17 protein-coding genes and 1 tRNA gene are annotated in these 20,277 nt (G+C 60.4%); 9 read left to right on the top strand and 9 right to left on the bottom strand.

The features are described 5' to 3' along the window. Nucleotides 1-15: 15 nt before the first annotated feature. Nucleotides 16-606: a hypothetical protein gene (locus G7A66_RS07780; RefSeq protein WP_174295122.1), complete on the bottom strand. Its 591-nt coding sequence runs from the start codon at nt 604-606 to the stop codon at nt 16-18. A gap of 130 nt (nt 607-736) precedes the next feature. On the opposite strand from G7A66_RS07780, the gene G7A66_RS07775 reads away from it, so the two are divergent. Next, entirely contained in the window at nt 737-3,031 is a 2,295-nt protein-coding gene (locus G7A66_RS07775; RefSeq protein ID WP_232366737.1) for an ATP-dependent helicase, read from the top strand. 42 nt (nt 3,032-3,073) lie between these two features. Here G7A66_RS07775 and G7A66_RS07770 read toward each other — a convergent pair whose 3' ends face one another. Together G7A66_RS07770 and G7A66_RS07765 are read right to left on the bottom strand one after the other, a co-directional pair. Further along, a complete protein-coding gene (locus tag G7A66_RS07770) occupies nt 3,074-4,528 on the bottom strand; it encodes a DEAD/DEAH box helicase (RefSeq protein ID WP_174295120.1) in 1,455 nt (484 codons plus the stop codon). Nucleotides 4,529-4,694: 166 nt separating this feature from the next. Then, nucleotides 4,695-5,222 (bottom strand): hypothetical protein, encoded by a 528-nt coding sequence (locus G7A66_RS07765; protein WP_174295119.1) that lies wholly within the window; start codon nt 5,220-5,222, stop codon nt 4,695-4,697. A gap of 157 nt (nt 5,223-5,379) precedes the next feature. On the opposite strand from G7A66_RS07765, the gene G7A66_RS07760 reads away from it, so the two are divergent. Beyond that, the gene (locus G7A66_RS07760; RefSeq protein ID WP_174295118.1) at nt 5,380-6,828 is read left to right on the top strand and encodes an FAD-binding oxidoreductase; all 1,449 of its coding nucleotides are present in this window, start codon (nt 5,380-5,382) and stop codon (nt 6,826-6,828) included. A 76-nt stretch (nt 6,829-6,904) separates the two neighbouring features. Next, nucleotides 6,905-7,723 (top strand): SapC family protein, encoded by an 819-nt coding sequence (locus tag G7A66_RS07755; RefSeq protein WP_174295117.1) that lies wholly within the window; start codon nt 6,905-6,907, stop codon nt 7,721-7,723. A gap of 206 nt (nt 7,724-7,929) precedes the next feature. On the opposite strand, the gene G7A66_RS07750 is transcribed toward G7A66_RS07755, so the two are convergent. After that, nucleotides 7,930-8,850, bottom strand: coding sequence for an N-formylglutamate amidohydrolase (locus tag G7A66_RS07750; protein ID WP_174295116.1), 921 nt, complete (start codon nt 8,848-8,850; stop codon nt 7,930-7,932). Nucleotides 8,851-8,944: 94 nt separating this feature from the next. Between G7A66_RS07750 and G7A66_RS07745 the strand changes: the two genes are divergently transcribed. Then, nucleotides 8,945-9,334, top strand: a complete 390-nt coding sequence (locus tag G7A66_RS07745) for a response regulator (protein WP_408609248.1) — start codon at nt 8,945-8,947, stop codon at nt 9,332-9,334. 102 nt (nt 9,335-9,436) lie between these two features. Then, nucleotides 9,437-9,511 (top strand) — tRNA-Val (locus G7A66_RS07740). A 124-nt stretch (nt 9,512-9,635) separates the two neighbouring features. Here the strand turns inward: G7A66_RS07740 and G7A66_RS07735 are convergent. The 5 genes from G7A66_RS07735 to G7A66_RS07715 all read right to left on the bottom strand — a co-directional run bounded on the left by G7A66_RS07735 (nt 9,636) and on the right by G7A66_RS07715 (nt 16,897). After that, on the bottom strand, nt 9,636-11,768 hold the full coding sequence (locus G7A66_RS07735; protein WP_174295114.1) for a M10 family metallopeptidase C-terminal domain-containing protein: 2,133 nt from the start codon (nt 11,766-11,768) through the stop codon (nt 9,636-9,638). Between the two features lie 42 nt (nt 11,769-11,810). Beyond that, nucleotides 11,811-12,239: a hypothetical protein gene (locus G7A66_RS07730; RefSeq protein ID WP_174295113.1), complete on the bottom strand. Its 429-nt coding sequence runs from the start codon at nt 12,237-12,239 to the stop codon at nt 11,811-11,813. 238 nt (nt 12,240-12,477) lie between these two features. Next, nucleotides 12,478-13,794: an HlyD family type I secretion periplasmic adaptor subunit gene (locus tag G7A66_RS07725; protein WP_174295112.1), complete on the bottom strand. Its 1,317-nt coding sequence runs from the start codon at nt 13,792-13,794 to the stop codon at nt 12,478-12,480. A 2-nt stretch (nt 13,795-13,796) separates the two neighbouring features. Further along, nucleotides 13,797-15,563: a type I secretion system permease/ATPase gene (locus tag G7A66_RS07720; protein WP_174295111.1), complete on the bottom strand. Its 1,767-nt coding sequence runs from the start codon at nt 15,561-15,563 to the stop codon at nt 13,797-13,799. Then, nucleotides 15,560-16,897: a TolC family protein gene (locus tag G7A66_RS07715; RefSeq protein ID WP_206675122.1), complete on the bottom strand. Its 1,338-nt coding sequence runs from the start codon at nt 16,895-16,897 to the stop codon at nt 15,560-15,562. The genes G7A66_RS07720 and G7A66_RS07715 overlap by 4 nt, the downstream gene beginning before the upstream one ends. A gap of 90 nt (nt 16,898-16,987) precedes the next feature. On the opposite strand from G7A66_RS07715, the gene G7A66_RS13945 reads away from it, so the two are divergent. The 4 genes from G7A66_RS13945 to G7A66_RS07700 all read left to right on the top strand — a co-directional run bounded on the left by G7A66_RS13945 (nt 16,988) and on the right by G7A66_RS07700 (nt 20,203). Continuing rightward, nucleotides 16,988-17,137, top strand: a complete 150-nt coding sequence (locus G7A66_RS13945; RefSeq protein ID WP_206675121.1) for a hypothetical protein — start codon at nt 16,988-16,990, stop codon at nt 17,135-17,137. A gap of 246 nt (nt 17,138-17,383) precedes the next feature. Continuing rightward, nucleotides 17,384-18,454: a type III polyketide synthase gene (locus G7A66_RS07710; protein ID WP_174295109.1), complete on the top strand. Its 1,071-nt coding sequence runs from the start codon at nt 17,384-17,386 to the stop codon at nt 18,452-18,454. Next, nucleotides 18,444-19,130: a methyltransferase domain-containing protein gene (locus G7A66_RS07705; RefSeq protein ID WP_174295108.1), complete on the top strand. Its 687-nt coding sequence runs from the start codon at nt 18,444-18,446 to the stop codon at nt 19,128-19,130. The genes G7A66_RS07710 and G7A66_RS07705 overlap by 11 nt, the downstream gene beginning before the upstream one ends. An 8-nt stretch (nt 19,131-19,138) precedes the next feature. Beyond that, complete coding sequence (locus G7A66_RS07700; protein ID WP_174295107.1) at nt 19,139-20,203, top strand: NAD(P)/FAD-dependent oxidoreductase; 1,065 nt, start codon at nt 19,139-19,141, stop codon at nt 20,201-20,203. The last annotated feature ends 74 nt before the right edge of the window (nt 20,204-20,277 follow it).

Here is a 20,277-nt window from a genome sequence, read left to right as displayed (position 1 = left end):
TTTGCGTGTTCGCGATCAGCGATTGCGCGGACCGGCTTCACCGGGGAAATATTCCAGCGGACGGTCTACACCCGGTCCCCGGCGCCCTGCTTCCCACGGGTTCATGCAATTGTCGGTCCGGCCATCATTGCAAAGCGGATATTCGCCCTGATGCGGAGCAGGAATGTTCTGCACGGTTGCATTGCTGACGTAGTTGATCCGCACGTTGCCGTTCATGGCTGAATTGTTCATGCCCGCCATATTGTTCGGCATGGTGTTGTTCGCCATCGGCGGCGTGGCACCACTCATCTGCGCCTGGATCGACGCCCAGGCCTGCGTGCGCTGCTGCGGCGTCATCGCCAGGACGCGGCTTCGCTGTTCGGCGGTCAGGGCCCACCAGCCTTCGCGCTGCTGCGGCGTCAGCGACCAGAAATATTCCTGTGTGCTGCGATCCCACTGCTGGTAATCGATGCGGTTCTCATCGTCCCAGTTCATGTACATTTGCTGCTGCTGCTGGTTCATCGGATAGGCTTCGGCGCTCATCGTGGTCGACATTTGCGCGCTTGCGACGTTCGGCATCATGCCCATGGCAGCGGCGGCGGCTCCGGCGAGAATAATGTTCTTCATGTGTTTAACTCCATACTATTGCTTGTGGAGTCTACGCCATAGCGCGCGGGTTGTTCCGGCAAAGCTTGCCTAGAGCAGCGATGTTCCCTAGCTGTTCACCTCTGACATGACTGACAATGCGCCCCTCCCCATGCCCGCAGACGCATCCAACGGCGGCTCGGTCCCTGCCTACGCAGCCAATCTCAACCCGCCGCAGCGCGAGGCCGTGCTGACGGTCGAGGGGCCTGTGCTGATGCTGGCAGGAGCCGGCACCGGCAAGACTGCCGCATTGACGGCGCGGCTCGCTCACCTGGTGGCGACGCGACGGGCCTGGCCCAGCGAGATCCTCTGCGTCACATTCACCAACAAGGCCGCTCGCGAGATGCGCGAGCGGGTCGGGCATCACATCGGCCCTGCGGTGGAAGGCATGCCATGGCTCGGCACCTTTCATTCGATCGGTGCCAAGATGCTGCGCCGACATGCCGAAATGGTGGGGCTGCAGTCCAATTACACGATCATCGATACGGACGACCAGTTGCGGCTTCTGAAACAGCTCATTTCCGACCAGGATCTGGACGAGAAGCGCTGGCCTGCTCGCCAGTTGGCGGGGCTGCTGGACAGATGGAAGAACCGCGGGCTGAACCCTGAAGACCTCGACGCTGTGGAGAACGAAGCCTATGCGAACGGCCGCGGACAGGCGATGTATCAGCTTTACCAGGATCGTCTGAAGGCGCTGAATGCATGCGATTTCGGCGATCTGCTCCTGCACATGCTGAATATCTTCCGCCGCGAAACCAGCGTGCTGGAACAATATCAGCAGCGCTTCAAATACATCCTCGTCGACGAATATCAGGACACCAACCAGGTTCAGTACCTCTGGCTGCGGCTGCTCGCACAGGCGCGCAAGAACATTTGCGTCGTGGGCGACGACGACCAGTCGATCTACAGCTGGCGCGGCGCGGAAGTGGCCAACATCCTGCGGTTCGAGAAGGATTTCCCCGGCACCAAGGTTGTGAAGCTCGAACAGAACTACCGATCGACGCCGCACATACTTGCGGCGGCTTCCGGTCTGATCCATGCGAATAGCGAACGGCTCGACAAAACCTTGTGGACGCAGTTCGAAGGCGGCGACAAGATCCGGGTCATCGGCATCTGGGACGGGCCGGAAGAAGCGCGCCGGGTAGGCGAGGAAATCGAGCGGCTTGAACGCGAAGGCGCATCGCTGGACCAGATCGCCATTCTGGTGCGAGCGCAATATCAGACGCGTGAGTTCGAAGACCGCTTCATCCAGATCGGCCTGAATTACAAGATCATCGGCGGGTTCCGCTTCTACGAAAGGGCCGAGATCCGGGACGCTCTCGCTTACCTGCGGGTGATCGCCCAGCCGCAGGACGATCTTGCGTTCGAAAGGATATACAACCAGCCCAAACGCGGCCTCGGTGCAAAGACGCTGGAGAAGATGCACAGCCACGCCCGGGCCACGTCATTGCCGCTCGCGGCCGCCGCGCTTGAACTTGCAGATAGCGACGAATTGCCGAAGCGCGCGGCGAACACCATCGGCGCTTTGATGCGCAACTTCCTGAATTGGCGAACAGTGTCGGATACGGTCTCCCCGTCCGAACTGCTGCGACAGGTGATTGAGGAGTCGGGATACGAAGCGATGCTTCAGGCCGAACGGTCTGCCGAAAGTGCGGGCCGGCTGGAAAACCTTTCGGAACTGGCCCGCGCAATGGAGGAATATGACTCGCTTGGCGACTTCCTCGAACATGTCAGCCTGGTGATGGACAATGAACGGGCCGGCGATGGCGAGAAAGTCACCATCATGACGATGCATGCGGCCAAGGGCCTGGAGTTCGACAACGTCTTTCTGCCCGGCTGGGAAGAAGGCGTCTTTCCGAGCCAGAGAAGTCTGGACGAAGGCGGCCTCGCCAGCCTGGAGGAAGAACGGCGCCTCGCCTATGTCGCGATTACCCGCGCCAGGCGACATTGCACCATTCTGCACGCAGCAAACCGGCGCATCTACGGGCAATGGACGAGTTCGATACCGTCGCGCTTTGTCGAGGAACTGCCGGAAGCGAATGTCGAGAGAGAGACGACCATGACAGGTGGCGCGTCGCTATGGCGTGCGAACTGGTCGGAGACCGAAGATCCTTTCGCCCATCTGGTCTCCAGTCGGCCCGACCGCAGTCAGCAACGCGGCCCCGGATGGCAGCGAGCGCTCAGCACGGGTTACGAGACGAAGCCGGTCCGCGTGAAGGAGCCCGGCCGAAGTGCTGCAAGCTTCGCCGCCAAGCCGCGCGGCGACATCGGCATGGGAGACCGGGTCTTCCACGACAAGTTCGGCTATGGCGAGGTCATCGGACAGGAGGGCAACAAGCTCGAAATCGATTTCGAGCAGAGCGGGCCCAAGCGCGTCATCGACAGCTTCGTAAAACCGGCAGATTGAGCGCTCGCACGAAGGCTTGCGACCCCTCTCCGCTGATCCTGCTCAGTTCAGCGCCGAAACGCCCAGGAACCCCGGAATGGGCCCGTTCCAATCGGCGTTCGTCAAGTCATCATCGAGATGCGTGACGGCCTTTCGAGGCTTGGATGCTCTAGCCTGACGCGATCCCTCGGGACTGCTGTCGCTTGTGCCGCCAGCGGAAGGCCCGTGATTGGCCTGATCTTCAGATCGGCGATCACGTGAACCGCGACGGGCCTTTTCTTCAGACGCGCTGTTATCTGTTTCATTCGCGGCAGGCTTGCGCCGGCTGCGCTTCGGCTTCTCTTCCACCGAAGAATTGTCATCCTGCTTCGGCGCAGGCTTCACCGGAACCGGGTTGAGGATGTCTTCCTTGCCAAAGGTCGGAATAGGGATGCCGGTCAGTTTCTCGACATTGGCAATCGCCTCGGCATCATCGGCCGTCACGAATGTGAAGGCACGGCCCTTTGCACCCGCCCGACCCGTCCGGCCAATGCGGTGCACGTAATCGTCAGGATGCCAGGGCGTATCGTAATTGAAGACGTGACTGACGTCCTTCACATCCAACCCGCGTGCCGCCACGTCGCTGGCGACGAGGATGTTGATCTCACCATCCTTGAAGCGCTGCAACTCGCGATTGCGCGTATTCTGATCGATGTCGCCGTGGATTTCCCCTGCAGAATACCCTTCCTTCTGAAGCGTCTTGGCGAGATCGCGAACGGTCGTCTTCCGGTTCGAAAAAACGATGGCTGTCCGCACGTCATCCGTGCGCAGGAAGTGGCGCAATGCCTCCTTCTTCTTGCGTGGCGAGACCGGCACCTTGAACTGCTGGATATTCTCGTTTGCCGTCGCGGCACGCGCCACTTCGATTCGCTTGGGATTGACGAGGAACTTCTTCGCCAGTTTTTCGATCGGGGGCGGCATCGTAGCCGAGAACAACATGGTCTGACGCGGCACCGGCAGCTTGTCGCAGATGAACTCGATATCGGGAATGAAACCCATGTCGAGCATACGGTCTGCCTCGTCGATGACGAGCAACTCGCAGCCATTGAGCAAGATCTTCCCGCGCTCGAACAGATCCATCAACCTGCCCGGCGTAGCGATGAGAACGTCGACACCTTCATCCAGAGCACGGACCTGATCGCCCATCTGCACACCGCCGATCAGCAGAGCCATCTTCAGATCGTGATTTGTGCCGTATTTCTCGAAGTTCTCGGCCACCTGTGCCGCCAGTTCGCGGGTGGGTTCGAGAATCAGCGAACGCGGCATGCGGGCGCGGCGGCGGCCACTTGCCAGCACGTCGATCATCGGAAGGACGAAACTTGCCGTCTTGCCCGTTCCGGTCTGCGCGATGCCGACCAGATCCTTCATCATTAGCACGGCTGGAATGGCCTGCGCCTGGATGGGAGTCGGTTCGCTGTAGCCGGCGGTTTCCACCGCCTTCAGCAGTTCGTCGGATAGGCCGAGATCGGCAAAGGTCATTATGGCAAATATGTCCGGATATGAGGGCAACGTGCCCGATTGATCGACAGGCAGATGCCCGCCGTGACTGGCCCGCCCATACAGGCCCAAGGCAAACCGGGCGCCCTTTGCGGGTTCACGGTAAAAAAGTCAAGATTCGTGTGGAGGACAGCTCGATCAGAGCGCGTCAGTTGACCGGCAGCAACTGCCTCAGACCGGCTATTTCACATCGCGCGCCGCTACGCGCCTGCAGCACATCGCGCCTTTCGCAGAGCATGCCGTCGCCAGCGGGTTCGACGTAGAAGCCGGAATAGAAATCGGCCGCACTGCAAGTATTGCTCATCACCGCACTGACCATCTGCTTATTGGGCAGATAGAAGACCAACCGATTGCTCTCCAGCGCCTGCACGGCCCTGATCGAAGAGAGCGAAAGGCATTCCGGATGCGGATGTTCCGCCATGCGGCGGGTCCGAACCCTCGTACCCTGCGACACGAGTTCCTGGCGAGATATGGCCGAGAGTGGCGATATACGGATCGTCACCCGGCGCTCTATGCGCACCTGATGCTGTATGGCGGCCCGTTCCAAAGCCTCGAGCGCGACCCAGCCACTGCCCGGCAGAGTCGCCGTCGGATCGGCGGGTGAAGCGGCCAGAGACATGGAAGCGGGCACTGCGATCAGCAGAGCGGCAGGCAGGAAGGCACGCAGCATCGACATTGTTGATTAAGCGGTCCTTCCCGTATCCAAGCCAGCACGGTTTCTCTTTGTCGCCTGAAGCACCTTGAAGGCGCACGCTTGAATATCCGCTTAATCGCAGAAACCCGTTTCGGGAACCGGGTGGCTAGAGCCCCGTGTTCTATGGCAGACGCAAGTAATGACTCGCATGAAGAACTTCCTGGCAAGTGCTGCCGAACTGCTTGGTCCGCGCGGTCTGATCAGCGATAAGGAGGCCATGGCGCCATGGCTGACCGACTGGCGGGGTCGATATCAGGGGCGCGCCTGCGCGATGGCCCTGCCCGTCTCCACGGATCAAGTCGCGAAGCTCGTCGCTTTGTGTTCGCACCACGGCGTCGCAATTGTTCCGCAGGGCGGCAACAGCGGCATGTCCGGCGGCGCCACTCCGGATCAATCCGGTGAGGCATTGCTGCTATCGCTGCGCTGCATGACGGCAATTCGCAATTTCGACACAGATGCCCGGCAGATCACTTGCGAAGCAGGGGTTATCCTTCAATCGTTGCAGGAAGCGGCATCAGCCGAAAAGCTGCGCTTTCCTCTCACCTTCGGGGGCAGGGGTTCCGCCACTGTTGGCGGGCTTGTCTCCACCAACGCTGGCGGGACACAGGTGCTGCGCCATGGATCGATGCGGTCCCAGGTACTCGGACTCGAGGCTGTGCTGGCCAGCGGCGATATCTTTGATGCCCTTGTTCCGCTGAAAAAGGACAATCGCGGGTTCGACCTCAAGCAATTGCTGATCGGATCTGAAGGCACGCTGGGAATCGTGACCGCGGCGACGCTCCGGCTCCTGCCGGAAATCGGCGGCAGGGTGGCAGCCTGGGTAGGCATGGACGATGTGCGACACGCTCGTAAACTGCTGCTGCAACTCCAGGACAAATTGCCTGAGTCTCTGGAGAGTTTCGAGATAATGCCGGCGCAGGCGATGGCGGCGGTGCTCGAACACTTGCCCAATGCTCGTCTGCCGCTGCAGAAGAATCACCCTTGGCATGCCCTGATCGAATTAACTTTCTCCGGCGGTGAAGATGACGGCTTGAACCACAAGATCGCGGGCCTGCTTTCCGAATTTTTGGATGATGGTATCATAGGCGACGCGACGATTGCGGCGAATGAAACACAGGCGGAGGCGTTCTGGACCTTGCGCGATTCGATCTCCGCAGCAGAGCGCGCGCTCGGACCGGCGATGCAGCACGATATCTCGGTGCCGGTACCGGCGATGGCAGATTTCATTGCCAAGGCGATCCCGCTTGTGGAGGCGCACTTTCCAGGCGCCAAGGGCGCCGCCTTCGGCCATTTGGGTGACGGGAACGTGCACTTTCACGTACTCGCCCCGGAAGGTGCAGCACCGGGCAAGTGGGAGAGCGAGCAGGGTCCGGCCGTAAGCCGTTTCGTGCATGATCTGGTTACGTCGGAAGGCGGATCCATCAGTGCAGAGCACGGCATCGGCCAGATGAAACGCGATGAACTCGGCAGAACGGGTGACCCGGTGCAACTGACCATGATGCGAGCGGTAAAGGGGGCTCTCGACCCCCATGGCATTCTCAACCCCGGCAAGCTGGTGCCGGTTGCAACCGAACGCAGTAATCCGTAAAGCGCATCGCTTCATACAGCCGGCGAGATATTCGCCGACCTGAACCGTTTATCCTTTGCGTTTTGGAGAGATCCCGATGGCCAGCGCGCCTCAGCCCACCCTGCCCTTGTTCTACAAGGATCTTATGCCCCTCAACAGCCGCGATCATTCGGATTACCGCAGCAAGACGATGGACAAGGCAGATTGGCTGATCGGCCAGCATGCCATTCCCCTGACTGTAGACGAATTCGCTCAGGCGCAACGCGATTACCCTATCATCTTTTCATCGGGTCCCAACCCGCTTCCGCTGGCACTGATGGGCCTGAACGAGGGCGTGAACACCTTTGTCAACGATGAAGGCAAGATTACGGACCCTGTCTACGTTCCCGCCTATGTCCGCCGTTATCCCTATTTGCTGGCCAAGCTCAACAACGATAGTGAGGAGCTTTCGCTCTGCTTCGATCCGACCTGCGAAGCGATCGGTGAATTCGATGAAGGCGACCGCCTGTTCGACGATGAAAAGAAGCCTTCGGAAGCTACGCAGAACATCCTCGCCTTTTGCCAGCGGTTCGAAGAAGCCGGCGTGCGGACCAAAACGTTCGTCGAGGAACTGCAAAAGCACGAGTTGCTGATGGATGGCGAGATCGCCATTACCTCGCCCGAGAATCCAGACAAGCCTTTCATCTATCGCGGTTTCCAGATGATCAATCAGGATAAGCTGCGCGAACTTCGCGGCGACACTCTGCGCGGTTGGAACCAGAACGGTCTGATTGCCCTGATCTACGCACATATGATGTCGCTGGACCTGATGAGGAACATCTTCGGCCGCCAGGTCGGTCAGGGCAAGGGACCGAAGCCGCAGGAACAGTTCAGCGAGGGCGACGGCACGGCAGGGAGTTTCGACCCTGTGAACTGAGTGCAGCCACCTGAGAAGGCGGCGAAAAGACGAATATTCGCGATGGGCCGAGTCTTGTAAAAAGGCTCGGCCTTTACCATTTCAGACGCATCCGGCGGTGCACCCCCCTCATAGCCCGCCGGACTGGCGCATTCATTTGCGCTTCCTCCCTGAACCTCGGCCACCTCGTGCATCGTGCACGGGGTGGTTTTTTTGGTCGTTCCGCATCATTCTGCCGCCATTCGGCCTTTCGGGGGTGACGATGCCAAATCCGCAACCCGGGCAGCGAGATGGCGGCAAAGATCATCCAGCAGATTACAAAGGGCGGACATTCCGGAAGCCGGCTGCGTCATCGGGTCGTCCAGGTACAATGATCGGGACACTTCCAGCTGCAATGCGTGGATATTCCGAGCCGGCGCCCCATGCCGGTCAAGAACATAGCCACCTGCATACGGGCGGTTATGGGCGGCCGCTTGGCCATACCCGGCGAAGAAGCGAAGAGACTCAGCTACAAGAGCAGGCGCGCAGCTTCCGCCAAACCGGTCGCCGAGAACGAAATCCGCGCCGTTCTGGCCCCGTTCTGACCGGAGAGGCGGCATGGAATGCAGGTCAAGCAGCAGCACCGCCCCCCAGCGATCGCGCATCGCTTCGAGCGCCGCGCCGAGAACCGCGTGATAGGGGCGATGTACAAGCTGAATTCGGTTTTTGAGATCCTCGGCAGCCAATCTCCTGCTCCATACCTCTCCCGTGCCCGGCAAACGGCGGGGCACCAGGCCCAGACCGCTACGTGCCCGTCGATTGTTGCCGTGCCGAACGGCATTTTCCGGCGCCGGTCCGCTGACCATGCTCCAGTCCACATCGTCGGAAGATCGGTTGAGATCGATGATCGCACGAGGCACGTGCGCGATCAGGCTTGCCGCGCCGACACTTGTTGCGACCGCGCGCGCCACAAGATCGATGAACCGGTCTTCCAGTTTGACCGAGACACTGTCGAAATCTCGCATGTTCTGCACCACGTCGGCACCGTAATTGCGCCCGCCGTGCGGCGCAGCGATCAGTAGCGGGACAGCACACTTGTCGATGCCACTGATTGAAAACGGAGCGACATCTCGCCAGGAGTTCTTCAGGTCAGCTGTTCCATCGCTCATCCTGCTGGAATGGACGCTTGACGAATGTGTGTCAAAATCGTCCAGCTTCGGTTTTGCCAAAGAATTCTTAAGCGATACCGGCTAGGGAATGATCATGAGCAAATCACCGGACAGCCTGCGCATCCTTCTGGCCGAAGATAACGAACCCATGCGCACATATCTGACCCGTGCGCTGGAAAACGCCGGGTATGATGTTACAGGCGTGGCTTGCGGAACCGAAGCAGTCCCCCTTCTGAGCGAAGGCTTCGATTTGTTGCTGTCCGATATCGTTATGCCGGAGATGGACGGGATCGAACTTGCACAACGTTGTAGCGAGGTAAGTCCCGGCACGAAGGTCATTTTCATTACCGGATTTGCAGCGGTCACGCTGAAGGCCAGCAGGGAACAGCCTCAGGCAAAGGTGCTGTCCAAGCCCTTTCACCTGAAGGACCTCGTCATGGAAGTCGAACGTGTCTTCGAAGGCGATGCGGCTATGAGCCTGTGATGTGTGTTCGGGACAGTACAATTGGCCTTGCGCGCAAGGTGCAGCACGGCTAAAGGGCTGCTTCCCGAAGGGTCTTGGGCTCGGACGGACTGCAAATGGTGTGGGCGTATAGCTCAGTGGTAGAGCACTGTGTTGACATCGCAGGGGTCGGAAGTTCAACTCTTCCTACGCCCACCATTTGAAACCCCGCGGGTCATTTGACCAGCGGGGTTTTTCGTATCTTCAGCACGGGCATTAGCGAGGCGGCACAAAAAACCGCGCCGGAGTACGTGCTCCGGCGCGGCATGGTTTTTACACTATTTCAGGCGATGGCGGTGTGAAGCGCCAATTGGTCGAAGTGATCGAACCGGCTGCCTTCGGCGAAGAAGGCGTGACCTGCAGCAGAACCGCCATCATTGACGGGGGCAAAGGCAGCCATATCGACCAGTTCATGAGCGCCGCCATGATGATGAGCGTCCGTGTTACCGGCCAGCAAGTGGTCCATGCTGTCCCCGGCGAACAATTCGGCGGCATCGAGCGGGGATTCGGGCGCGGCGGCAATCGCAGCCCCTCCTATCCCGCCGCTGGCGGCAAGGACGTTGGCCAGTGAAGCCGAGATCGTTCCTTCAGCGCCGAACTCACCACCGAGATCGATGAAATCACCCATCGACACCGAAGAGGTTCCGATAAGAACAAACGCGAAATCCGCGCCTCCGCCATCTACATCACCGAAAACGACAGTGACCTTGCCAAGGTTGGTATTCGGACCGGAATAGCCGGGAATGTCGATGCCCAGCGACTTTTCGGCAGCATTGAGATTTCCGAACGTCTTGGTGTAAAGTTCACCGGCCTGGCCGCTTTCCTTCTTCACGAAGACGAAGCCCTGCTGGCCATCGACCCCGGTATTGGCGTCGATCAGGCCCAGATCGATCTTATCGGTGCCGGATACGAAATCGGTGACGATATCCAGTGAAACCGGCCCGGATTTGCTCGCTACGGTCGTCGAATTGATCTCCGCAAAGAAGGTGTCCCTTCCCGCGCCGCCAGTGAGGCTATCGATCCCGTCACCGCCGACCAGCGTGTCGTCGCCAGCATTGCCGGTCAGCACGTTGGCGACGCGGTTCCCGACCAGCAGATCATTGCCCGAACCGCCGACTGCATTCTCGATCACCGCGCCGTATGCAATACCGACATTGTCGGTCAATTGCCCCACTACCGGGTTCTGTTCGAGAACCGCCATGTTGGCGTCATAAGTTGCGCGCGCAATCGGAGGGAAGCCGGCTTCCGCCCGGTTCGCATTTACTTCTTCGAACGAAGGAGCGGTTTCAAAATTGACGCCGCCGATGCTGGAAAGAGATCCTTCGCGCAGATCGATGATCTGGTTTGTAGCATATCCCGATGCATCCAGCGTATCCATTCCGCCTGCGTCCCAGATCGCCATGACCGGTGCCGGTGTCGAATCGAAATCAAATGCGTCACGCCCTGCATTGCTGTTGAAGCCGTAGGTGGTGTCGCCCGTACGCGTCGTCATGTCGGCGCCGTACATCGCCTGGATGGCAGCGATATCATGGATCAACGGCACGCCGGCGTAAACAGTCGTCGACAGATTGAAATCGAAGTGGCGTGCACCCGTTGAACTCGCGTTAAAATAGGACATGACGGAGTACGCACGCGTGTCCTGATAATATTCGGCATTGTTGCCGTAGGTGATGCTCAGGCCCGGAGCCGCGTTGTAGCCGCCTGGGTGCGAAAGGCCGAGAGCATGGCCGACTTCATGTGTCAGCGTCTGCAAACCGTAACCCCCTTCATCCAGCTGGAAGTTGCTGGCCTGGCTTGCAGAAATCCACACGTCGCCGGCAATCGGCTGGATCTGCGCGTTCAGGTCGGGATTGGCCGTCAGAGTTCCGAATGGCAGGCGGGCATAGGCCTGTGTCGTCGGTGCGCTCGCCAGATTGCCGAAATTGATGTCGGCATCACCTGCCGCGGTTTCGACGAAGGTCACCGCAGCGACATCGTCCCAGCTCTGCATCGATTCCCGCGTCGCGCCGCGCTGCGCTTCTGTAAAGGCGGCGAAGTTGAAATATTCGCTGAAGCCGTAGCCATTCGCACCAATGAAATAAACATAGCCGTTTTCGAAAAGCTCGTTCTGATTTTCGAAAAAGCCGAAGGTAATCGTATTCGGATCCTCATCACCACGCTGCGGCGCCGGGTCCGGTCCTTCCGTCCAGCTTGCGCCTGAACGGTTCAGGTGGGCAGAGATCTGTTCGACAGACCAGATCGGCTTGCCGTTTGCAGCGGTCGTGCCGGCAAGGTAATCCACGGACGCGCCGACGCTGTCGGAAGCCGGGACATGCGCTGTCAAAATATCCGGATCGAATGCGGGTTCCGCGCCCGTAGAAATAATCGGCTTTGCCATCGCCCCACCCGTGGTCCCGGCATAAAGTTCAGTCTTCATTTTGCTCATCCTCTCCAAAAACTATTGAATTCAGTAATTTGTTTATTCGGTAATCCGTTTTGCGGCAGTCTCCCCTCGGCACCAAGGGAGCAATTCATCCAAAGCTTTACCGATGGCGGCCTTCCTTGCGGGATCATCGTCGAAGCGGATCACCTGCGGCGGGGCACCGAACAGGATGTCGGATTGCCCGCCGGTCACCCGATAGGGACGCATGGCAAGCACAAGAACTCTTTCGCCGCCATCTCCTGCAATCGAGCCATGTGTCAGAATTGTAAGGCTGCCGGGTGCCAGAACCTGAGGATCGCCGAGCGCTATCGCCGTAACCGGTACGGGAGACGCCCTGGACGCTTCGCTGACAACGGCATCGCAAAGCCTGTCCCTCTCCACCGGCGGTGCAACGCCATTCTCACCTTGCAGCAGGCAGAGAACCTGAAGTCGCTCCACGCCCTGAAAAGCCAGAGGAACGCTCATGCCGGATCTCGACGTGACTTCCTGCCCGTGACCCGTTCCGGAACACGCAAGAAGCGCAACTGACGCGCTGGCAAGCAGGATAACAGATGTACGAAAGATAACATCGACCCTCGACACCGGCAGAGTTCAAGCGACCGTTCGCCGCCGGTAAGGACGCCTTGAGTAAGGATTAAGGTGCTAGGAAACAACAATTATTAAATTACGTTTTGCTTTGCTCATGTAACGTGAGGGCGCTCTTCTATTCCCGGAAGGCTCGCTCGGTCACGCGCGTGATTGGCGTCAGGATGTAACTCAGCACCGATCTTTTATCGCCGAGCAGGCTGATCGTTGCGGTCATGCCAGGGCCTATGGGCAGTTCCCGCCCGTCCGGACCTTTGATCGACTGGCTGTCCGCACGCACGGTCAGCAAGTAAAACGACTCGCCGGTGCGTTCGTCCTCAGTCGCATCGGGACTGATGGTGACGACGCGCCCATCGAGCGATCCGTATATTGCAGAATCGTAAGCTGTAATGTCGATCCTGGCGGGTTGGTCGATCCGCACGAAACCGATGTCCTGTGGCCTGACCCGTGCCTCCAGCACAAGGCGATCTTCACTGGGCACAAGCTCAACCAGAGGTTCGCCCGCAGGTGCACTTCCGCCGATTGTGGAAACCAGCACCCGGTTCACCCGGCCAGCCACCGGAGCCGTCAGAACGGTGCGGCGCGCCCTGTCGGCAAGCGCCGGTAATGTGGCGCGCCTTGCGCTAGCCTCAGCCTGTGTGCTCGCCAATTCGCTGCCCGCCTGTGAGCGCCAGTCCTGTCTGGTCTGCGCCAGCGATGCGCGTGCTTCAGCGACAGCAGCGCGCGCACGGCTTACCGACTCGGCGGCGGCGGCGACTTCGCTGTTGTTCACGGCAATTCTGTTCTCAAGCTGCACCAGCGCTAGCCGCGGCTCGATCCCGCGTTCAACCAACGGCTGAATGGTTTCATATTCGGCTTGTGCTGCCCGCCTTTGCGACAGGCGCGACTGGTAATTCGCCTCGGCCTCGGCAACGCTGCGCTCCGCCTGATTGATGCGTGCCTGCGCAGCAGCAATCGTGCTGTTTAGATCAGCGGCTCGCGCTGCGTAGAGCTGTCGCTCGATACCTATCTGCTCCGCCTCGCGTGCATTACTCGTACCTGGAAACGCAGGCGTGCGGCCCGTCGCTTCCGCTTCGAGCCTGGCCAGCCGGGCGTTCTGCGCAGCAATGGTCGAGCGCGTGCTGTCCAGTTCCGCATCGGCAAGCGTTTGGTCGAGCCGGACAAGCGGCGCACCCGCTTCCACCTGTTCACCCGCCTCCACCAGAATTTCGCTGACAATCCCGCCTTCGAGGTTGGAAATCACCTGCAATTGCGAACTCGGCACCACGCGGCCCGGTGCGCGAATGCTGCGGTCGATGTCTGTCAGTGCCGCCCAGGCAATGGCGATGACGAGGAACGCGAGAATGATCCAAAGCAGCAGACTGGATGCGGCTTTTGGCCGAAGTCGCTTGGTGAAGTCCTGCGGTGCGCCCTCACGGTCATCTTCGCCAGCCATGTTCATGCCGCAGCCCTTTCCTGCCCCAATTCGCGCAAGATAGCGTCGCGCGGTCCGTCGCGTACTATCTTGCCGCGCTCCACGATGGCGATCCGATCGACGAGCCGCAGCAACGATGGGCGATGCGTCACTAGAATGACCGTGCGCCCCTTCAATTCGGTTTCGAGGCGAGTGAGCAAATCCGCTTCCGACCGGGCATCCATCGCACTCGTCGGTTCATCGAAGATCATGACCGGCGGCTTGCCAGCCAAAGCGCGCGCAATGCTGATGGACTGCCGCTGGCCACCCGACAATCCCTCGCCGCGGTCTGCAAGGACGAGGTCGTACCCGTTAACGATGCTGCCCATGAAATCATGCGTGCCGGAAAGGCGTGCGGCGCGCAGCATCTCCTCGTCGTCCAGTCCGGGCCGGTCGAGCAGGATGTTTTCGCGCACAGTGCCCGACAACAGGGATGTTTCCTGCACCACCGTGCCGATCCGGGCCCGCATGTCCGATGGAGAGAGCTGGCGAATGTCGTTATCGTCGATCAGGACCAGGCCTTCCTGCGGTTCGAACAATCCTAGCACTAGCCGGGCAATGGTCGATTTGCCGGAGCCGACCTTGCCGATCAGAGCTATACGTTCGCCCGCTGCAACGCGCAGATTGACGCTGTCCAGCGCCTTCTCCACCTTGCCGGGATAAGTGAACGACACGTTGCGCAACTCGACGGCTCCAGCCGTGGTGCTGGGGCGCAAGGGCGTCCTGACCGGCCCTTCGGATGGCTGGCGCATCATTCCCTCCACCTGATCGTAGGCGATGCGAGTCGTGGAGAGCCGCGACATAAGACCCGCGATGGTCGTCAGTGGCTGCACGGCACGGCCCGAAAGGATTGAACATGCAACGAGCCCGCCGACGGTCAGCTGCCCGTCCGCCACCAGGAACACACCTGCGATCACTACGCCCGCATAGGAGAGGGTGTTCACCGTGGTCGCTACTGTGACTGCGATGCTGGAGATCAGCCGCTGCCGCAGCGAATTGTCGGAATGTTCGTCGATCGCCTGAATCCAGCGCTTGCGAAGCATCGGCCCCGCCCCGCTCGCCTTCACCGTTTCGAGAGCGCCGATGGACTCCACCAGCACTCCCTGCTTGTAGAGGCCGCCGTTCATCGCCCGGGCCGAAACTCGGTCCAGCGCGGGCTTCGTCGCCAACCCCGCCACCAGCACCAGGGGGATCATGGCCAGCGGTACGAAGACGATAGGCCCACCAATCAGCGCAATGACCGCAAGGGTCAGGACGATGAAGGGGACATCCACGAGTGCGGTTATGCTGGCACTAGCGAAGAAATCGCGCAGGGTTTCCAATTCTCGCATCATGCCCGTGAGCGCACCTGTCGATCCGCGCTTGCTGTCGAGGCGTATCTGCATCAGCCGGTCGAATACCCGGCGGCCCACGTCGCGGTCGATATCGGCGCCTGCGAGGTCGACGAAATAGGCGCGGAGGATGCGCAGGACGAAATCGAAGATCAGGATGATGCCGAGACCGATCGACAGCGCTACCAGTGATTCTATGGCATCGTTGGGCACGACCCGGTCGTACACCGTCATGGTGAACAGCGAGGTGACGAGGCCGAATAGGTTAATGACGGCGGCAGCGACGCCGACCTTGATGTAAGTCGCCCGATTTTCCCGGATCGGCTCGGAAAGCCACTCCGCAAACCGAGGCGGCTTTTCGGCATAGATGCTTCTGTCGTCATGGCCGGAACTGCTGCCAAGCTGCTGGTAATCGCTCATTCGCTTGAACCTTCGGGAAATTGGGCGCGATTTACGCCAACATCGTCGCTTTGCTGGGCGGAGGGGGCCTGTTCCGACAGCACCGCCCCGATGTCTCCATCGGCGATCTCGATCGCCGGCAGCAGTTGTCCGGTCCGGGCCAGCAGAACATAGCGCGCCACGCCGAGTTCGGTCATCACCTGAACATAGCGCGCGGCAACCTGAAAGAAATTGTCTTCAGCCGCGAGCACGTCGAAAAGGCTCCCGCGCGCTACTCGAAACCTCTCGAGCAAAACGTCACGTGCCGTGCGACTGGCGATGTAATTAGCTTCGATCGCCGCCGCCGCAGTTTCGAGAGCTTCGACGTCACCCCAAGCGATGCGCGCGTCGCGAAGCGCCTGATTGCGTATTCGCCTGTAAGACGCTTCTGCCGACAGCTCGCGTGCTTCGGCAGCATCCACCCGCGCCGGACCGCTGCCGCCCAGTCGGTAGGTCAGGGCGAGGTTTGCCCGCACGTCGTAATCACGGCCGCTATCCACGACACCGTAGTCACCGGCGTCGATGCCGGCGGTCAGCCGCGGCAATTGGTCGGCCCTTGTCGCCGCGACGTCCAGACCCGCTGCATCGGCTCTCTTGCGAGCGGCTAGAACGACTGGAACGGACAAGGCGAAACGTTCGGCAGCAGAAAGGTCGGGCACCGGCGCAATCACGGGAACAGGGCCGATGGATTGCGGCGGCAGTGTCCCAGTCAACTCGCGGAAGGTGGCTTCAGCACTTGCGGCAGCGCGGCGATAATCGGCAAGCCGCGCATCCGCCGCTGCGAGGTAGCTTTCTACCTGGGCGTAATCGCCGCGAGCAGACACGCCGCTGGCGATCCGTTCCTCCACCAGAGCGCGCAGGTCTTCCTGCGTGCTCTGGAAGGCGCTGCCAAGGCGAACCAGGGCGCGAAAGCCGAACACGCTGTTCCAGGCGTTCACCGCGTTGAGCGCGACCGTGTTTGCAGCAACGCTTTCGCCATAAATCGCGGCGGCCACCCTGTCCCGTTCGGCGGCGACCCTGCTGGCGCTGGCTCCAAAATCGATCAGCGGCTGCTGAATGCGAAGCAATGCATCGGCGCGCGAGCGTGGCCGCGATCGTTCGAGCAAATTGCCGGGATCGTCCGAAAAGTTTCGTGCAATGGTTCCGAAATAGGAGAGCGTGAAATCCGCCACCGGATAGCGCGTGCTGATCGCCAAATCCTCGTTCGCCTCCGCTTCCGCCGTTTGTGCGAGCGCTTCATCCGTGACCGGGTTCGTTGCGATTGCAGAAGCCAGGGTTGCCCTGAACCTTTCGGCGTCATCGCTTTGTCGCACCATGATCAGGATCGGATCAGTAGCCGGATCAATTGCAAGAGGGTTTCGGTCGGGCAGCGGCAGACCGGGAAGCGGGGTCAAAGAGGGCACCACTTGCCCTTGCCGATCCAGCGGCCCCGGAACAGCATCGGTCTGCTGCTGCGCCTCTATTTCGCCTCGTTCTTCGACATCGCGCTCGAGGGGAACTGGTGTTGCACCCTGCTGCGGATTGGCCTGCAGCCCTTTGGGTTCCTGAAGGGATGATCTTTCGGCACTTTGGACAGCGGATAAAGTCGCGATCAATGCCCCAGCGCAAAGAAGGTCAAGCATGATGAAAATGCAGCATCATGTCACAATTTGCCTCTCTCGCTCTGATTGAACGCGTTCGCACCATCATCCCGAGATGTGCCGCACGATGCTGGTTAGGCAGGCCCGCCACCGTTGGCAATGGGGCCATAATGCATCATGGTGACGGAACCTATGGCATCATCTAGCGCTTTGACACCGACAATGCATCGAAAACGGCCCGCTCCGCGCATCAACGCGATCGCCACTGCGGTTCCAACCTGCGACGTACAGCCAACCTATCGCGAATGGGCAAACCGGCAGTTGACCGATCCGCGTAAGGCAAAGCTTTTCGCGCGCATGTGCGAACGTTCGGGTATCGAGCATCGCTGGTCCGTTCTGCCCGAAGCCGACGCGAGACTTGAACCCGGCAGCTTGTATGCGGGCGAGACACCCCCGGGTACTGCGGACCGGATGCGCATTTACGCCCGGGAGGCTCCTGAACTTGCTCTTGAAGCTATCGGAGCCTTGCCGGACCTTGGACAGGTAACGCACCTGGTGGTCGCGAGTTGCACAGGCTTCATAGCCCCGGGCATAGATCAGATCATCGCAAGGCGTCTCGGCCTTTCCGATCATGTCGAACGGGTGCTGATCGGGTTCATGGGATGTTACGCCGGTGCGGTCGCATTGCGCACCGCGGGGCATCTTGCCCGATCCGTCCCGACTGCACGGGTGCTGGTGGTGACCGTGGAACTCAGCAGCCTGCATCTGCAACCCGCAGACGAGATCGAACCGCTTCTGGCCATGCTGCAATTCGGCGATGGAGCAGCGGCGGCCATCGTCAGCAATGAAGGGCGAGGCCTGAAGATCGGCGAAGGACTGTCGGTGGCGCTGGAAGAAAGCGACGAACTCATCACCTGGACCATCGGCGACACAGGTTTCGCCATGCATCTTTCCGGCGCGGTTCCGGGCCGACTGGCCGAAGCTCTGGCTAACCCTGAACTGGTCCGGCGAATTGCGGGTACCGACGCGATCAGCGACCTGGACGCCTGGGCCGTCCACGCAGGGGGACGGTCGATCCTGGATGCAGTGGAGCGCGCGCTGGCTCTACCTGCGAACAGCCTCGACGCTTCGCGCGACGTGTTGCGCGCCTTCGGGAACATGTCGTCGGCGACATTGCTGTTCGCCCTTGCGACCATCATGGAAGAACAGCCTGAAAAAGGCGTCGCTCTGGCTTTTGGCCCGGGCCTCGCGCTGGAAGGTTTTCGCTTCGGGTGGACCGACGATGCTGGCTGAACGCCTCATTGCCGAAGAATTGATGGATGATCCCGATCTGGATCCCGTCACTTACCAGGATGTCGTTCATGACCTCGCCAGGGTCAATCGCATCACCTTGGCCTACCGGCCAACTCTCGCTTTTCTCGAGCGCGCAATCGGCAGCAAACGGCGGTTCAGCCTGCTGGATGTCGGCTTTGGCGATGGCGACATGCTTCGCCGCATTTCGCGCTGGGCGAGGAAGAACGGCATCGAGGCGAAACTCGTCGGTGTCGATCTCAACCCCCGCAGCGAACAGGCCGCACGTTCTGTCCGTCATTCTGGCAGGCCTATCGAATACCTCACCGGCGACTATGCAGACCTTGCGGGAGATGGTTTCGATTGCATCGTCTCCAGCCTGGTCGCCCACCATATGTCGCGTGACGAGTTGATTGCCTTCCTTCGTTTCATGGAAGCCGAGGCTGCGCTTGGCTGGTTCATCAACGATCTGCACCGGCACCGCGTCGCCTATTTCTTCTATCCGCTGCTCGCGGGTTTGATGCGATGGCACCCGATCGTGCGGCATGACGGCAAGACGTCTATCGCGCGAAGCTACAGGCCCGGCGAATGGGCCCCGCTCCTCGCCGAAGCAGATGTGAGGGACGCACAGGTAAACCGCTATTTTCCATACCGCCTCTGCGTCGAAAAGCTGCAATGAACGGCCCGGTGATCGTGGGCGCCGGGCCTGCCGGATGCGCCGCCGCGATCGTTCTTGCGCGTGAAAATGTCGCATCGCTGCTTGTCGACCGTGACGCGGAGGCAGGCGATCCCTTGTGCGGTGGCTTTCACAGTTGGCGAACGATCCGTACTCTTGAGAGCCTTGGCATCGACATCCAGGCTTTGCGTGCAGCGCCTGTACATCGCGCTGTTCTGTTCGCGAAGAACCAGACGGCGGAACTGGCGCTACCCCGCCCCGCTTTCGGCCTATCCCGACACAGGCTGGACAGCGCCTTGAGGCGCAGAGCTGAATATCTGGGTGTGCAGATCGATGTGGACACGATCAGATCGGTCGAACCCGGCGCGGCAATTGGCCGGAGCAGGCATCATGAGGGAAACGGCCTGTTTCTTGCAACAGGCAAGCACGATGTGCGTGGCGAGAGCCGTCCGCGCAACGCTAGCGATCCGGCACTCGGGATTCGGCTGCGGGTGCCAGCCGATGCTGCCCTCAGCCGGATCATCGGGGATGCCATCGAACTGCATCTGTTCGATGGCGGCTATGCGGGGATCGTGATGCAGGATGGTGGATATGCAAACATCTGCCTTGCCTTGAAGAAGTCGCTGTTCGAGCAGGCGAACAAGGACCCGCACGAGCTTCTTGTGATGTTGTCTGAGGAGCACCCCCGATTTCGCGAGCGATTGCCGGAAGGCTGGCGGGAACAGCGAATCGACAGCATCGGAGCGGTGCCCTATGGATGGATCGCTCAACATACCGAGGAAGGACTGTACCGATTGGGGGACCAGGCCGCCGTGATCCCCTCTCTTGCTGGCGAAGGCATTTCCATCGCGCTCGCCAGCGGAACCATGGCAGCCCGTTACTGGCTGGCAAACGGATCAGCGGGATCACGCGCCTATCAGGCAGCATTCGCGGCAAGGGCGCGCCGACCCGTCATGTTCGCGCGTATGGCGCGCTCGATAGCAGAACACCCTGTAAGAGCATCAACCGGGATTCGTGCAGGTCGGGCCTTTCCATCCGCGCTTCGCCTGCTGATGCATCTCACGCGCATCGGCTGACCCGTAACGTCCGATCTCGCCCCGCCTTGCGCTGTCGGGCGGCGCTGTCTAGGAGCGCAGCAATCTTTTTTCTG

This window comes from Alteripontixanthobacter muriae (genome assembly GCF_013336795.1).
In the GTDB taxonomy this organism is placed as follows: domain Bacteria; phylum Pseudomonadota; class Alphaproteobacteria; order Sphingomonadales; family Sphingomonadaceae; genus Pseudopontixanthobacter; species Pseudopontixanthobacter muriae.
This window is presented reverse-complemented; position numbering and strand designations above follow the sequence as displayed.